Origin of the sequence: Mycobacterium sp. 852002-51057_SCH5723018, from assembly GCF_001667035.1 — a bacterium.
Classification (GTDB): domain Bacteria; phylum Actinomycetota; class Actinomycetes; order Mycobacteriales; family Mycobacteriaceae; genus Mycobacterium.
Genome location: NZ_LZIR01000001.1, coordinates 36,448 through 51,862 on the forward strand (window position 1 = coordinate 36,448; position 15,415 = coordinate 51,862).

9 protein-coding genes are annotated in these 15,415 nt (G+C 67.2%); 4 read left to right on the forward strand and 5 right to left on the reverse strand.

The annotated features are described in order from the left end of the window. The first annotated feature begins 131 nt into the window (after positions 1 to 131). Positions 132 to 1,958, forward strand: coding sequence for a serine/threonine protein kinase PknE (locus A5764_RS00195; RefSeq protein ID WP_067106644.1), 1,827 nt, complete (start codon positions 132 to 134; stop codon positions 1,956 to 1,958). Between the two features lie 6 nt (positions 1,959 to 1,964). Here the strand turns inward: A5764_RS00195 and A5764_RS29785 are convergent, their stop codons facing one another. From A5764_RS29785 to A5764_RS00220, 5 genes are all read right to left on the reverse strand, one after another. Then, complete coding sequence (locus A5764_RS29785; RefSeq protein WP_082951382.1) at positions 1,965 to 3,896, reverse strand: serine/threonine-protein kinase; 1,932 nt, start codon at positions 3,894 to 3,896, stop codon at positions 1,965 to 1,967. Positions 3,897 to 4,152: 256 nt separating this feature from the next. Next, positions 4,153 to 6,330: a glutamine synthetase III gene (locus tag A5764_RS00205; protein ID WP_067106649.1), complete on the reverse strand. Its 2,178-nt coding sequence runs from the start codon at positions 6,328 to 6,330 to the stop codon at positions 4,153 to 4,155. A 148-nt stretch (positions 6,331 to 6,478) separates the two neighbouring features. Further along, the gene (locus tag A5764_RS00210; RefSeq protein WP_067106652.1) at positions 6,479 to 7,972 is read right to left on the reverse strand and encodes an MFS transporter; all 1,494 of its coding nucleotides are present in this window, start codon (positions 7,970 to 7,972) and stop codon (positions 6,479 to 6,481) included. A gap of 54 nt (positions 7,973 to 8,026) precedes the next feature. Further along, complete coding sequence (gene ngg / locus A5764_RS00215; RefSeq protein ID WP_067106655.1) at positions 8,027 to 9,823, reverse strand: N-acetylglutaminylglutamine synthetase; 1,797 nt, start codon at positions 9,821 to 9,823, stop codon at positions 8,027 to 8,029. Further along, a complete protein-coding gene (locus A5764_RS00220) occupies positions 9,820 to 11,625 on the reverse strand; it encodes an N-acetylglutaminylglutamine amidotransferase (RefSeq protein WP_067106658.1) in 1,806 nt (601 codons plus the stop codon). Before A5764_RS00220 ends, ngg begins: the two co-directional genes overlap by 4 nt. Positions 11,626 to 11,834: 209 nt before the next feature. On the opposite strand from A5764_RS00220, the gene A5764_RS00225 reads away from it, so the two are divergent. From A5764_RS00225 to A5764_RS00235, 3 genes are all read left to right on the forward strand, one after another. Further along, positions 11,835 to 12,209, forward strand: a complete 375-nt coding sequence (locus A5764_RS00225) for a DUF732 domain-containing protein (protein WP_067106662.1) — start codon at positions 11,835 to 11,837, stop codon at positions 12,207 to 12,209. A gap of 440 nt (positions 12,210 to 12,649) precedes the next feature. Beyond that, a complete protein-coding gene (locus A5764_RS00230) occupies positions 12,650 to 12,985 on the forward strand; it encodes a DUF732 domain-containing protein (RefSeq protein WP_067106664.1) in 336 nt (111 codons plus the stop codon). A gap of 774 nt (positions 12,986 to 13,759) precedes the next feature. Further along, positions 13,760 to 15,394, forward strand: coding sequence for a fatty acyl-AMP ligase (locus A5764_RS00235; RefSeq protein WP_067106812.1), 1,635 nt, complete (start codon positions 13,760 to 13,762; stop codon positions 15,392 to 15,394). The last annotated feature ends 21 nt before the right edge of the window (positions 15,395 to 15,415 follow it).

The window sequence follows — 15,415 nt, forward strand, 5'->3', positions numbered from 1 at the left end:
AACCAGCCGAACCGGAATTAGCTGGCATTCTGGCTATTCACCGTGCCCCGCGGTTGCCGAAACCATTAGCCTTATGCCTGCACGCCACTTTGCGGTGGTTTGCGGCGCCCTGTGGCGGGTGAGGAGTCGGGATGAGTGAGACGACCGCGGATTCGCGGGAGGGCTCGCAGTTCGGGCCGTATCGGCTACGGCGGTTGGTGGGCCGCGGCGGGATGGGCGACGTCTATGAGGCCGAGGACACGGTGCGCGAACGGATCGTGGCGCTCAAGCTGATGTCGCAGGCGCTGTCCAGCGATCCCGTCTTTCGCTCGCGCATGCAGCGCGAGGCCCGCACCGCCGGGCGGCTGCAGGAACCGCACGTCGTGCCGATTCACGATTTCGGCGAGATCGACGGCCAGCTTTATGTGGACATGCGCCTGATCGACGGCAACGACCTGGCGACCATGCTGAGCCGCTACGGGCCGCTGTCGCCGCCGCGGGCGGTGGCGATCGTGCGCCAGATCGGCTCGGCCCTCGACGCCGCTCACGCCGCCGGGGTGATGCACCGCGACGTGAAGCCGGAAAACATCCTGGTCAGTGCCGATGACTTTGCGTACCTGGTGGACTTCGGCATCGCCAGCGCCACGTCCGACGAGAAGCTGACCCAGTTCGGCACCACGGTGGGCACCGTCAAATACATGGCCCCCGAACGGTTCAGCGACGCCGAGGTGACCTACCGCGCTGACATCTACGCCCTGACCTGCGTGCTGTACGAGTGCCTGACCGGTTCCCCGCCCTACACCGGCGACACCATCGGCGTGATGGGCGCCCACCTCAACCAGGCGATCCCGCGGCCCAGCGCCGCGCGGCCGAGCATCCCGGTGGCCTTCGACGGCGTCATCGCGCACGGCATGGCCAAGGATCCCGCGGCCCGCTATGCCACGTGCGGCGATCTGTCGGCGGCCGCCTACGCCGCGCTGGCCACGCCCGACCAGGACCGCGCGACCGACATTCTGCAGCGCAGCCAGGTGGCGAACATGCCGGCCGCGTTTGCCGGCCAGCCACCCGGCGGTTTTGCGCCTGCGCCGCCGCCGGTCATGGCGAACCACACGCCGCTACAGGGCCAAGCGTGGCCCGCGACGTCGACTCCACCGGCGCCGGGCTGGCTAGGCGGATCGGCGCCCCAGCCCACGGGGTGGCCCGGTGCCCCCGCCTGGGGCACCGGCGACGTGGGCGCCACCGGAACGCCACCGTGGGGTTCACCGCCCCGGCGCGGACGCAACCCCTGGCCGTGGGTCGGCGCCGGCGCCGCCGTCGTGGTGGCCGCCGAGGCCGGGCTGGTCGTCGTCGCCGCCCACCCGTGGCAGTCGTCGCCGCCGTCCCACACGTCGACATCCGCACCGCCGCCACCGGACGCGGTTGAGCTCAAGGTCCTCGATGACGGTGTGTACGTGGGTAGCTCGGCGGCCCCGACGACGATCGACATCTTCAACGAACCCATCTGCCCGCCGTGCGGCAGCTTCATCCGGTCGAACGCGAGCGATATCGACAGCGCAGTGAACAACAAGAAGCTCGCGGTGCGTTATCACCTGCTGAACTTCCTCGACGACAGGTCACACAGCAAGAACTACTCGACCCGGGCGGTGGCGGCCTCGTATTGCGTTGCGGCGCAAAACGATCCCAAGATCTACGCCAATTACTACTCGGGCCTGTTCGCCAGCAACTTCCAGCCCGCCGAGAACGCCCCGGAAGACCGCACCGACGGTGAACTGGCCCAGCTCGCCAAGACCGTCGGCGCCGACGCCAGCGCGCTCGATTGCATCAAGGCGGGCGATGACGTCGGCACGGCCAAGGCCAAGGCCGCGGCCGGCGATGCGACGCTGACCGGGCTCAACGCCACTGGGACACCGTTCGTCTGGGACGGCACCAAGTCGGTTAACTATCAGGATCCGACCTGGCTCACCAAGCTGATCGGGTAGCCGGAGCTAATCGCCGGTGCGGGCGAACTTTACGTCGACGTCGGTGCTACCGCAGTTGACGCCCGCAGAATTCGCCACGTCCTCGTGGCCGTGTCCGGTGAGCAGCGCGACCGGATCCTGTGCCGGTTGCGGCAATCCGAAGTGCGTCACGATCCTCACGTGCGCCGTGCCGCCCTTGGAGCACCGGCCGTCGAACTCGCGGTCGTAGATCCACTCCCCGCCGCCGAATACCAACGCCATGGCGGAAGCCGGCGGAGCGTGGAAGAAGCTCATGCACCGGTCGCCGGTGCGAAGGCAGTCCGTCCGGACGACGTAGTCCTGCTGCCCTTTGTAGCCACTCGGCGTGACGTCGGATTCGTGGTAGCGGCCGTGCACCGCCTCGGCCGGCGACACCACCCGCGGCGGCAGGGTGTTCGGGTCGGGGAGGCTGCTGACGTCGACGTCTCCGGTGCGGGTGAAGGTGACCGTTCGTTTGTTGGCGCACCCCTTGTCCATGATTTCGGTGGCCTCACCGGCGAGGGTGCCGTCGGGGCGCGGTTGCAGGGTGAACGTCTCCCAGATATCGCCGTCAAGTTTGGTGTTGGTGCACGTGCTCGAGCCGGCGCTGACGGCCACCCAGTTTTCGCCGACCTGGTCGAAGACCATCGTCGACACCTGCATGCTTTCGCCGGTGAGGCGTGACGCGCTCGCCACGCAACCGGTGGGGCGGCACGCCGAGCTGATGCCCCACGTTTCCGTTGTCGGCGCCTGTCCCGGTGCCGGTTGGCCTTCGATGCTGCCGATCCGGGCGAAGTCGGCCCGGTAGATCCCGGTGAAGGGACCGGTGTTGGGTGGTGGGGTCTTGGGCGACGGCGCGGCGGCGGGCGTCGCGGTGCTGGCCGGCTTGCTTGCCTGGGTGAGCTTGTCGGTTGCGAAGACGCCACCGGCGATCAGCAGCGCCACGCCCGCGAGGGCCGGGATCAGCACGCCCGGGCGGCCGAGCCGTTGCAAGGCAGGCGGTTTGGGCTGCAGCGGCGCGGTGGGTGCCACCACGCCGATCGAGGGTTCGGTGTCTTGGGTGTCCGCGCGCACCGGAATCTCGCCCGCGTACGCGAAATCCGGGCTCGGCTGCGGCCCGAGGTGGGCGGCGAATTCCCCACAGCTGCCGAACCGGCCGGCCGGCTCCTTGGCCATCGCGGCGGCAAACACCGCATCGAGCTCCGCCAACTCCGGCCGGTGTGCGCCGATGGACGGCGGCGGTGCATTGACATGCTTGCTGATCACCACGGCCGGGTTGGGATCGACATAGGGTTCGCAACCGGTCAGCAGGTGAAAGGCGGTGCACGCCAACGCATATTGGTCGGTTCGCCCGTCAATCGGCTCCCCCTTCAACTGCTCGGGGGCCGCGTAGGCCGCGGTACCCACCGTCATGTTGGTCGCGGTCAGCCCAGTCGCGTCATCGATGCGGCGCGCGACGCCGAAGTCGGCCAGAAATGCCCGGCGCGTCTGCCCGTCCGGCTCGCTCAGCAAGATGTTGGCCGGCTTGACGTCGCGGTGCAGCAAACCCCGATGGTGCGCGTAGTCCAGCGCCGAGGCCACGGCGGTGATGATCGGCACCACCTCGTCGAGGGGCATCCCACCCGGGTAGTTGTCCTGCACCAGCCGGCCCACATCGGCGCCGGGCACGTAGGCCATCGAGATCCAAAAGTGGCCGTCCTCCTCCCCGCGGTCGTGAACCCTGACGATGTGGGGGTGCGACAAACCGGCCGCCAGGTCGGCCTCCCGCACGAAACGGCCCCGAAACTCGGCGTCGGCGGTCAGCTCCGGCGGCAGCACTTTGAGCGCGTCCTCGCGCGGCAGCCGCGGATGCGCCGCCAGGTACACCTGGCCCATCCCGCCCGAGCCGAGCGGCCGAATGATCGTGTATCCGGCAAAGACCTGGCCCGCCTGGAGCGACATGGCCAAATCGTAAATCCTGTCGTTGGGGCTGTTGGCCACTTCGCACCCTTTCGGTCCGTCCGGGCGAACGGCGATTGCCCGTTGGCAGAAAGGTTGCGGCACATCGCTTGCCAGATAATGGCGAAGATCTTGCGAAATTCTTGCGCCGACAGGGGCGCCGAATAGGGGGCCGAACGCCGGGTGTGGGGGCTGCGGATCACCGCCGCTTGCGCGGTCAACCCCCACGCCCGGCGTCGGATCTAGGGGAGAAAAGCCCTCACAGGATGTACAGCATCTCCTGATAGGTGGGAAGAGGCCACAAGTCGTCGGCCACAACGCATTCCAGTGTGTCGGCGGCAAAACGCACCGCTTCCATCGCCGGCAACAGCGCTTCCTGGGCATGCGTCGCCTCATCGAGCGCAGACTGTGCCGAGTGGTCGGACAGCGCGGCCTTGAGCGTCGTCAGGGCCACGGCGAGATCGGCCAGCGGGGCCGAAACCGCTTCCAGGGCAGCCGTGCTCGGCTGCACGCCGGCGGCCTTCAGGGTCGCGACGTTCTGCGCCAGCTCGGTCTGGTAGCGGATGGCGGCCGGCAGGATGACCGTCGTCCCTATCTCCAGGGTCAGCTTCGCCTCGACAGCCACGGTCAGCACGTACTGCTCCAAGCGGACCTCGTAGCGGCTGTGCAACTCACGTTCGCTGAACACGCCGTACTTTTCGAAGATCTCGACCGCTTCCGGCTTGATCAGCTCGGGAATGGCGTCCAGCGTGGTCTTGAGGTTCGGTAAGCCTCGTTCGGCTGCCTCGATCTGCCACTTCTCCGAATACCCGTCCCCGTTGTACACCACGTCACCGTGTTCGGTGATGATGTCGGTGAGCAGCTTCTGCACGGCCACGTCGAAGTCCTCGCCGTCACCGACGGCCTTCTCCAGAATCGTGGCCATGTAGTCGAGTGAGTCCGCCATGATCGTGTTGAGGACGATCAACGGCACGGCGACCGTCTGCCCGGAACCGGGGGCCCGGAACTCGAATCGGTTGCCGGTGAACGCGAACGGGCTGGTGCGGTTGCGGTCGCCGGGGTCGGTCGGCAGCGGCGGCAGCGTGTCGACACCGATGATCATGGTGCCCTTGCCCTTCGATGACGTGGCCGCCCCCTTGGCGATCTGTTCGAACACGTCGGCGAGCTGTTCCCCGAGGAAGATCGAGATGATCGCCGGCGGCGCTTCGTTGGCACCCAGGCGGTGATCGTTGGTGGCCGATGCGACCGACACGCGCAGCAGGCCGGCGAACTTGTGCACGGCGCGGATCACCGCGGCGCAGAACACCAGGAACTGGGCGTTCTCGTGCGGGGTATCGCCCGGGACCAGCAGCGAGCCCAGCTCGGAATTGCCCATCGAGAAGTTGACGTGCTTACCGGATCCGTTGACGCCGGCGAATGGCTTCTCGTGGAACAGGCATTCCATGCCGTGCTTTTTGGCGATCGTCTTGAAGATCGTCATCAGCAGCTGCTGGTGGTCCGAGGCGATGTTCGCGCGTTCAAACATCGGCGCAATCTCGAATTGGCCCGGGGCCACCTCGTTGTGCCGGGTCTTGGCGGGAATACCTAACTTGAACAGCTCCCGCTCGGTGTCCATCATGAAGCCGAGGACGCGCTCGGGCACGGCACCGAAGTAGTGGTCGTCGAACTCCTGCCCCTTGGGCGGCTTGGCGCCGAACAAGGTACGGCCGGCATTGACCAGGTCCGGTCGCGCCAGGAAGAAGTGCCGGTCGACCAGGAAGTACTCCTGCTCCGGGCCGCAGAACGACACGACCTTGTTGAGATCCTGGTGGCCGAAGAGCTTCAGGATGCGCTCGGCGTGGATGCCCATGGCCTGCTGGCTGCGCAATAGCGGCGTCTTGTAGTCCAGCGCTTCACCCGTCATCGAGACGAACACCGTCGGAATGCAGAGTGTGTTGCCGTTGGGGTTCTCCAGGATGTAGGCCGGGCTGGTGACGTCCCAGCCGGTGTAGCCACGTGCCTCGAATGTGCTCCGCAGCCCGCCCGACGGGAAGCTGGAGGCATCGGGTTCGCCCTGGATGAGGGTCTTGCCGGCGAACTCGGCGAGCGTCTGACCATCGGAGACGGGCTCCAGGAAGCTGTCGTGCTTTTCGGCGGTCAGGCCGGTCATCGGGTAGAACACGTGGGCGTAGTGGGTCGAACCCTTCTCCAGAGCCCAATCCTTCATGGCCACCGCGACGGTGTCTGCGACCGCAGGGTCGAGCTTGGTCCCCTTCTCGATCGTCGCCACGATGGACTTGAACACCGACTTGGGCAGCCGCGCCTGCATCTCAGCCTTGGTGAAGACGTTGGAGCCGAAGATCTCGCCTGGCGCTTCACCGGGTACGAAGCTGTTCGCCGGTGGGACGTATGCCTCGACGTTGTTGATCGCCTGCAGGCGGACTGCGTTGCCGCTCAATGGAGTTCCTATCGCTGACGGGGGACGCGATGTTCGCTACGGAAATAGACCGCCTCACCCTAGGAACGTTCGATGGCGAACTTGTTACGCCGGTGTCAATAGCGGATCCGCGATGGTTGCGATCACGAAACGCCCCCCGGCGATGCGCTCAGGCGGTACGGCCGCCGTGGCTTGGGTTCGTGTCGTCACCTTCGGCGTCGGCCACCGTCAACGGCAACGCCAATTCTTCGAGCGGGCGTTGCTCGGCCGCCACGCCGAGCCACAGTTCGATCAGGCCCGCAATCGCCATCACCGCCGCCCCGATCAGGAACGACCAGACCACCAGGCCGCGCTGGCCGGAACTGATCAACTGCCCGAACAACAGCGGGCCGCTGATGCCGCCGATCGCCGTGCCGACCGCGTAGAAGAACGCGATCGCCAGCGCCCTGGTCTCCATCGGGAAGATTTCGCTGACGGTCAGGTAGGCCGCGCTCGCGCCCGCCGAGGCCAGGAAGAACGCCACCGCCAGGACGGCGATGAAGGTCCAGGGGCCGCCGGTTTGGCTCACGAAGACCACCGCGAGGACGACGGCCACCACGGCCGAACCGATGTAGGTCAGCGTGATCATCGGTTTGCGGCCAACGGTGTCGAACAGGTGGCCGAGCACCAGGGGCCCGGCGAAATTGCTCAGCGCCCACAGGATGAAGAACAGCGGCACCTTGCCCGACGGGACTCCGTAGAACCCGCTCAACAGGGTGCCCAGGTTGAACGTCACGCCGTTGTAGAGGAACGCCTGGCCGATGAACAGCGCCAAGCCCAGCACCGCGCGCCGAGGGTAGAGCGTGAACGCCACCTTGGCGATCTCCCGGAAAGAAATGGTTTGGCGCTGGCGGATTTTGAGCGGTCGCCCCTGCGGCTCGGGCAACGGCTCTCCCGTTTCGCGCCGCAGGTCGCCCTCGATTTCGCCGACGATGCGCTCGGCTTCCTCGTCGCGCCCGTGGATGAACAACCACCGCGGGCTTTCCGGAACGTTGCGCCGGACGAGCAGGACGAAGATGCCGAAGACGGCTCCGATCCCGAAGGCGAGCCGCCACCCGATGTTCGCCGGGAAGTTCGACGTGTCCAGCAGCACCAGCGCGCCGGCCGCCCCGGCGGCCGATCCCAGCCAGTACGTCCCGTTGATGATCAGGTCCACGCGACCGCGCACCCGCGCGGGGATCAGCTCGTCGATCGCGGAGTTGATCGCGGCGTATTCCCCGCCTATGCCGGCGCCCGTGAAGAAGCGCGCGATGAAGAAATACCAAGGCGCGAAGGAGAATGCGGTCGCGACGGTCGCGGTCAAGTACACCGCCAGGGTCAGGATGAACAGGTTGCGCCGTCCGAACCGGTCCGTCAGGTGGCCGAAGAACAACGCACCCAAGCAGGCCCCGCCGATGTAGAACGCCGCCGCCAGGCCGATCTGGGCGGGATTGAGGTCGATGCCGCTGCCCTTTTCGGTGAGGCGCGACGACACGTTGCCGACCATGGTGACCTCGAGCCCGTCGAGGATCCACACGCCGCCGAGCCCGATGACGACGCGCCAGTGAAATCGGCCCCAGGGCAGTCGGTCCAGCCGCGCCGGGACGTTGGTGGTGATGGTTCCGGTTTGCACGCTTTCGCTCATCGGGCTCCTCTCGCAGTGAACGGAGAATTACCCCGGCGAGGCGTATCGCAAGCCTCAGTCCCGGTCGGTGCGTGATTCCTCAGGAGTCCAGGCCGGCGGCTGGCCGGGGTGGCCGGGGAACAGGAAGTCGATGAACGCCGCGGCCGTGGGCTGGGGTTCGTGGTTGGCAAGTCCGGGTCGCTCGTTGGCCTCGATGAAGGCGTAGTCGGTGCCGGTGACGTCGGGCACCAGCAGGTCGATGCCCGTCACCGGGATCCCGATCGCCTCGGCCGCGGCCACCGCGACCCGATACAGGTCGGGGTTCACCTGGGCGGTCACGTCGTGGATCGTGCCGCCCTGGTGCAGGTTGGCGGTGCGACGCACGCGGAGCCGGGTGCCCTGGGGCAGCACGTCGTCCAGCCCCCACCCGGCCTCGGCGACAGTGGCCTCGGTGAGGCCGTCGAGCGGAATCTTCGACTCGCCACCGGTGGCCGCCGAGCGCCGCCGGCTCTCGGCCGCGATCAAGTCCCGCACGGTGTGCTCGCCCGTGCCCAGGATTTCGGGCGGCATCCGCAGCGCGGCGGCAACGACGCGCCCGTCGATCACCACCAGGCGCAGGTCGTGGCCCGTGACCCGCTCCTCGATCAGCACCTCCGGGTGAAGCTCGCGCGCCCTGGCCACGGCGGCCGACAGCTCGCCGGGCCCCTTTTCGGCGGTCACCCCCACCGTGATGCCCTTGCCCTGTTCCCCGCGGGTGGGCTTGACCACGGCCTCCCCGATCTCCTGCAGGAAGTCGTAATCGTCATCGTCGCCGGTGGCCAGCCGGGCGCGGGGAACCGTAATGCCCGCGTCCGAGACCAGGCGACGCGTCAGGCGCTTGTCGTCGCAGCGGCACATCGCGATCGCCGAGGTGAACTCGGACAGCGATTCACGGGTGATGACGCTGCGGCCACCGTGGGTGAGCCGCATCTCGCCGGTCTCCGCGTCGAGGACCTCGACCCAGATGCCGCGGCGCAGCGCCTCGTCGGCGATGATCCGCGCGTAGGGATTGAGGTCGTCGACGGTCTCCGGGGGCGGGCTGAACAGCGGCTCGTTGATCGCGTTCTTCCGCTTGATCGCCAGCACCGGAACGCGGCGGAAACCGAGCTTCTCGTAGAGGCCGATCGCGGCGGCGTTGTCGTGTGCCACCGACAGATCCAGGTAGGCGCGGCCCTTGCGACGGAAATACTCGGCCAGGGCGCGGGTCAGGGTCTCACCGACCCCGGGTAGCGCCGCGGCGGGATCGACGGCGAGGGTCCACAGGCTCGATCCCTCCTCGGGATCTCTGAACAGCAGCTCGTGGTCTACGCCGGTAACCGTGCCCACCACGGCGCAATCGTCGTCCCGGACCGCGAGCAGGTATTTCACCGCCTTGACGTGCTGATGGTTGTGCCAGATGGTCTCGACGGGCGCGGGCACCATCCCGCAGCGCACGAACACGCGGTTCATCGCGTCCGCGTCGGCAGGCGTCTTCAGCGTGCGGACCGTCACCCCGACCGGCGGCGACGGGGCGCGGCTCTCGTTGTCCGCGCCGGTGAAGCGCAGCCGATAGGTGTGGCTCGGGTCGATGAACAGCTCGTTCGGCGCCCCGGCGACCACCACGTGGGACTCGCGGGCATAGATGCAGATGTCGCGCCGCCCCGGGGCTTCCCGTCGCAGCGCCTCGGCCAGCGTGCCGGCGTTGGCGAAGGTCTGGCCGAAAATTAATCGGCCCCAACCTAATTCGAGCTCGACGTCCTTGGCCATCGCGTCCACCAGCTCGGGCGGCGACGCGTCGTGCAGGGCCAGCGTGATGGCCTCGGTGTGTTCCTCTGGGTGGTCGGTGCCGCTCATGCGGCCGGCCCCGTCACGCCGTGACGCTGCAACCAGAGCTCGAGCAACGCGATCTGCCAGAGCTCATTGCCGCGAAGCGGAGTCAGCTTGCCGTTGGGGTCTGCCAGCAGGGCGTCGACCGCGTCTGCGCGAAACAGGCCGCGCTCCTTGGCGACCGGCGCGTACAAGGCGTCGCGCACCATGTCGAGGTACGGGCCTTCGAGGTGGGTCAGCGCCGGAACGGGGAAATAGCCCTTGGGCCGGTCGATGACCTCCGACGGAATCACCCGTCGCGCAGCCTGTTTGAGCACGCCTTTGCCTTCGTGGGCGATCTTCAGCTCCGGGGGGCAGGTCGCCGCCAGCTCGACCAACTCGTGGTCGAGGAACGGGACCCGGCCCTCCAGTCCCCAGGCCATGGTCATATTGTCGACGCGCTTCACCGGGTCGTCGACCAGCATCACCGTGGTGTCCAGGCGCAGCGCACGGTCGACGCCGGTTTCGGCGCCCGCCCGCGCGAAGTGCTCGGTGATGAACCGCTCGCTGGGGTCGCCTTCGGCGAAGTAAGCCCGTCCCAACAGATCCCGGACGCCCGCCGCGTCGCGGTCAAAGAACGCGCCCCGATATTCGTCCACCGAACCCGCCACGGTCGCGGCGGCCGGCGAACCCATCGGCGGATACCAGTGGTAACCCGCGAAGACCTCGTCGGCGCCCTGACCCGATTGCACGACCTTGACGTGCCGCGCCACTTCCTGGCTGAGCAGGTAGAAGGCGACGCAGTCGTGGCTGACCATCGGCTCGCTCATCGCGCCGATCGCCCCGTCGAGAGCCGGCAGCATCCGGTCGGTGCCGATGCGGATCTGATGGTGGTCGGTGCCGAAACGCTCGGCGATGATGTCCGACCACCGGAACTCGTCGCCTTCGACGCCACCCGCCGACTCGAAGCCGATGGAAAAGGTCGACAACCCGTGCTGACCGGCCTCGGCCAGCAGGCCGACGATCAGGCTGGAGTCGACGCCGCCGGACAGCAGGCACCCGACCGGAACGTCGGCGACCAGCCGGCGCTCGACCGCAACCCGCAACGACGTGAGCACGGCGTCCTCCCAGTCGCGTTCGGACCAGTCGCAACGGTCGTCGCGCCGGGTGAAGTCCGGCGTCCAGTAGGTCGTGGTGGTGCGCCGGCCGTCCGGCTCGATGGCGACGAGCGACCCAGGGGAGATCTTGCGCACGCCGCGCAGGATGGTCAGCGGGGCGGGCACCACGGAGTGGAAGGTCATGTAGTGGTGCAGCGCGTCGGGGTCGATGCGGGTGTCCACGCCACCGCCGGCCAGCAGTGCCGGAAGCGTCGACGCGAACCGGATCCGGTGGCCGTCCTCGGTCAGGTACATGGGCTTGATGCCGAGCCGATCGCGGCCCAGCAAGACGCGACCGCTGTCGCGTTCGACGATGGCGAACGCGAACATGCCATGCAGGTGACTGACGAAGTCGTCACCCCAGCGGTGATACGCCTTGAGCAGGACCTCGGTGTCGCTGTGCGAAAAGAACCGGTAGCCATGCCCGGCGAGCTCGCGGCGCAGCTCCTTGTAGTTGTAGATGCAGCCGTTCCAGGCGATGGCCAGGCCCAGCTCGGCGTCGACCATCGGCTGGGCGCCCGCTTCGGTCAGGTCAATGATCTTGAGGCGACGATGCCCAAGGGCAACCCGGCCCTGTGACCAGGCGCCCGCCGCATCCGGCCCCCGTGGCGCCAACACGGCGGCCATCGCTGACACCGCCGCGAGATCGGGCACCCGGTCGTCGAGTCGCACCTCCCCGGTGACTCCGCACACCCCCTTGACCCTACCGGGTCCGCTGCGCCGCCAGCCCAGCGATCTAGGGATCGGCGTTTGCCGGGCGGTGTCCGCCGGCATCTCGCGCGCGACGCGCGGCGCCGGGTGAGCACCGGGTATCGGCTTAGCGAGCAGTACGTCTGGAATTCGGCTAACGTTCAGCCGGGTCGGTGTTGACTCCAAGCAGGAACCCCTTCCAGGGGAAGGCTATGACCCGCATGCGGATAGGTCGTGGGAAGCAGTCGCTGGCGTGCGCGGCCCTGCTGTCCGCCGCAGCGCTGCTCTCCGCGGCGCCGGCACCAGCGGATCAAACCGACGACGCATTCGTCGCCGCCCTCGACAAGAACGGGATCCCCGTGCCCGATCCCGGCACCGCGATCTCGAAGGGCCGCGAGGTGTGCGCCGGGCTGGACAAGGGCCAGGACTCATCGTTTGTCGTGATGAGACTGAAGAAGGAGACGAATCTCACGGCTAAACAAGCCGGCTTCTTCGTCGGCGTTTCGGTGGTGTCCTACTGCCCGCAATACAAAGGCACTCTCGATCCGTCGATGACCTGGCTGCTGCCATTCCCGCCGATGATGTGACCATCCGCCTCAGGCCTGTGTGGCCGCTCGCGAACGGCGGACGAGCAGACTCGCCTTGACGATCAAGAACGCCACTGCGACGCCAATTCCTAAACCGCGCAAGGGATTACGGGTTAGCGACAACAATGCACGACCTGGGAGCAAACCACCCATGCCACGCGCATCGCGCGAAGCCTAACAGCGCACCGATAGCCACCCCGCTGGGCACTTTCACGACGGGCCGCACGCACACCACCGGTCGACGAGGCGCCGCACGCGGTGCAGCGCTCGTACCGTTGGTTTCCCCGCTGCCGGCCCGAACGCCGGGACGCTTGGGCCGCAGAGATCGGGCGGGGCTAAAAGTCGCGGTGATGGAAACAACGCCTTCCGTGTCGCTTCCCTCCGACGAACGGCGCAGTTACTTTTGAATCGAAGCAGAATTCAGCGCGCTAAGAGGAACCATGACCCACACGAACGTCGGTCCTGGGACGTGGGCGGCATTCGTCGCGGTCCTGCTCTGCACCGCGGCGCCGCTGTGTGCGGCGCCGGCAGCAGCGGACTCAACCGATGACGCTTTCGTCGCCGCCCTTGTCAGCCAGGGGATCCCGGTTCCCGATGGCAACGCCGCGGTTCAGGAGGGCCGCAAAATGTGCGCCCTACTCGACCAAGGCACCACGCGCCCCCTGCTGCTGATGCAGCTGATGAGGGACACCAATCTGTCGGCAAGACAAGCCGGCTTCTTCCTAGGGATTTCGACGTCCGCCTACTGCCCGCAATACAAGACGATCACCGGGTAGACATCGCGGGCTGATTCTCAGGTCCCTCTGATTCCGCTGTCTACTTCCTTTACCCGCTTGTGCGGGTAGCGACGTGCGGCCCCCATGAACTCGCGATAGTTATGCACCGAGCACGACGAAATCGATCAATTTCATGGCAGCGCAAACACATTGGGCGAGCGCACACCGAAATCGCTTGTGCCGCTTCGTCGCAGCGAGGTCGACTACATGAACACCTCACGTTCTTGAGTTGCGGACTGCGAAACTTGGTGCCACCGGCCAGGAAAACGGCCGCCGTTGGCGCTGGCTGAAAATGGATGCTTCCACACCCCCACGTCGCTTAACGATTCCGCGAACGCCGGGCCACGCGGTATCGTTGCTAACGGTTGACTCCCCAGCCTTACCGGAAACGTCCGGTGGCGATCTACTAGAGGTCCCCGCCGTAGAGCGTGTCTGAATCGCCCGCCTATACCGACCGTCACAGGGTTTGTGGTCTCGGATTGACACTGACGGACTTGCGTGCAGAGCTCTTCGGGGGGTCCGCAATATGGGCGCGCCCGATGGCGCGTCCTTGTATGCCCTCAGGGGGCCTGAAGTGTTCGACACCTCGCTTGGGGCGGAGTGACGGACCAGCTTAGGCGTGGCTTGAAAGAGCCAGGCTCTCCCGCTGTGGTCATCGCCAGCTTCATTCCCGGGCGGGCGACGGTCGCACCGCAGTGGCACCAGCGGTGCCGTCCCGCCGCAATTTGGGTCCGAGCTTCGCGGCTCAACACCGGCGGAGCCGAAGGAATGGTCTTGAGCAAATTCACCGAAACGATGTACGGCACCGCCCAATCCAGTTCGAAGGGTTTGATCACCGGGGAGCCGAACTGCCCGATCCGGCATACCTGGGGCGAAGTGCACGAGCGGGCCCGGCGGATCGCGGGTGGCTTGGCCACCGCTGGCGTCGGCCCCGGTGACGCCGTCCCCGTGCTGGCCGGTGCCCCGGCTGAGATCGCCCCGGCCGGGCAGGGCGTCTGGATGCGCGGCGCCAGCCTCACCATGCTCCACCAACCCACGCCGCGGACCGACCTCGAGCGCTGGGCGCGGGAGACCACCGCGGTCATCAAGATGATCGGCGCCAAAGCGGTTGTGGTCTCCGACCCTTTCATCGCCGCGGCCCCGTTGCTGTCCCAGCTCGGTGTCCGGGTACTGATCATCGACCGGCTACTCGACAGCCGCCCGATCGATCCGGTCGAGACCGCCGACGACGACGTTGCGCTGCTGCAATTGACCTCGGGATCCACCGGCTCGCCCAAGGCCGTACGGATCACACACCGCAACGTGGTGTCCAACGCCGAGGCGATGTTCGCCGGAGCCAGCGTCGACATCGACACCGACGTGATCGTCAGCTGGTTGCCGCTGTTCCACGATATGGGCATGACCGGCTTCTTGACAGTGCCAATGTTTTTCGGCGCGGAGCTGGTCAAAGTCACGCCGATGGACTTCCTGCGCGACACCCTGCTATGGGCCAAGCTGATCGACAAGTACAAGGGCACCATGACGGCGGCGCCGAACTTCGCCTACAAGTTGTTCGCCAGACGCCTTCGCAAACTGGCCCAGCCGGGCCAGTTCGACCTGTCCACGCTGCGTTGGGCGCTGTCAGGCGCCGAACAGGTTGAACCAGCCGACGTCGAAGAGCTCTGCGAAGCCGGCAAGCCGTTCGGGTTGCGTCCGGAGGCCATCCTGCCGGCTTACGGCATGGCCGAGACCACCGTGGCGGTGTCGTTCTCCGAGTGCGGCGGGGGCCTGGTGGTCGACGAGGTCGACGCCGACCTGCTCGCCGTATTGCACCGAGCGGTCCCTGCGACCAAGGGCAAAACTCGGCGGCTGGCCACGCTTGGCCCTCTGCTGAACGGCCTCGAGGCACGCATCATCGACGAAGATGGCAGCATCCTGCCCGCCCGGGGCGTCGGGGTCATCCAGGTGCGCGGCGAGCCGGTGACACTGGGTTATGAAACGATGGCCGGTTTCGTCGCTGCTCAAGACGACCAGGGTTGGTATGACACCGGCGACCTCGGCTACCTCACCGAGGCCGGCCACGTCGTGGTCTGCGGTCGTGTCAAGGACGTGATCATCATGGCCGGCCGCAACATCTACCCCACCGACATCGAACGCGCCGCCGCGCGCGTTTCCGGAGTCCGGCCAGGCTCTGCCGTCGCCGTCCGGCTGGACGCCGGGCACCCACGCGAGACGTTCGCCGTCGCCGTGGAGTCCAACAACTGGCAGACTGCGGCCGAGGTGCGCCGCATCGAGCATCAAGTGGCCCACGAGGTCGTCGCCGAGGTCGATGTCCGCCCGCGCAACGTGGTTGTGCTCGAGCCGGGAATGATCCCCAAGACGCCGTCTGGGAAGTTGCGGCGCGCCCACACGCTGGCGCTCGTCGGCTGACATTCGCAAGACGCGACGGGG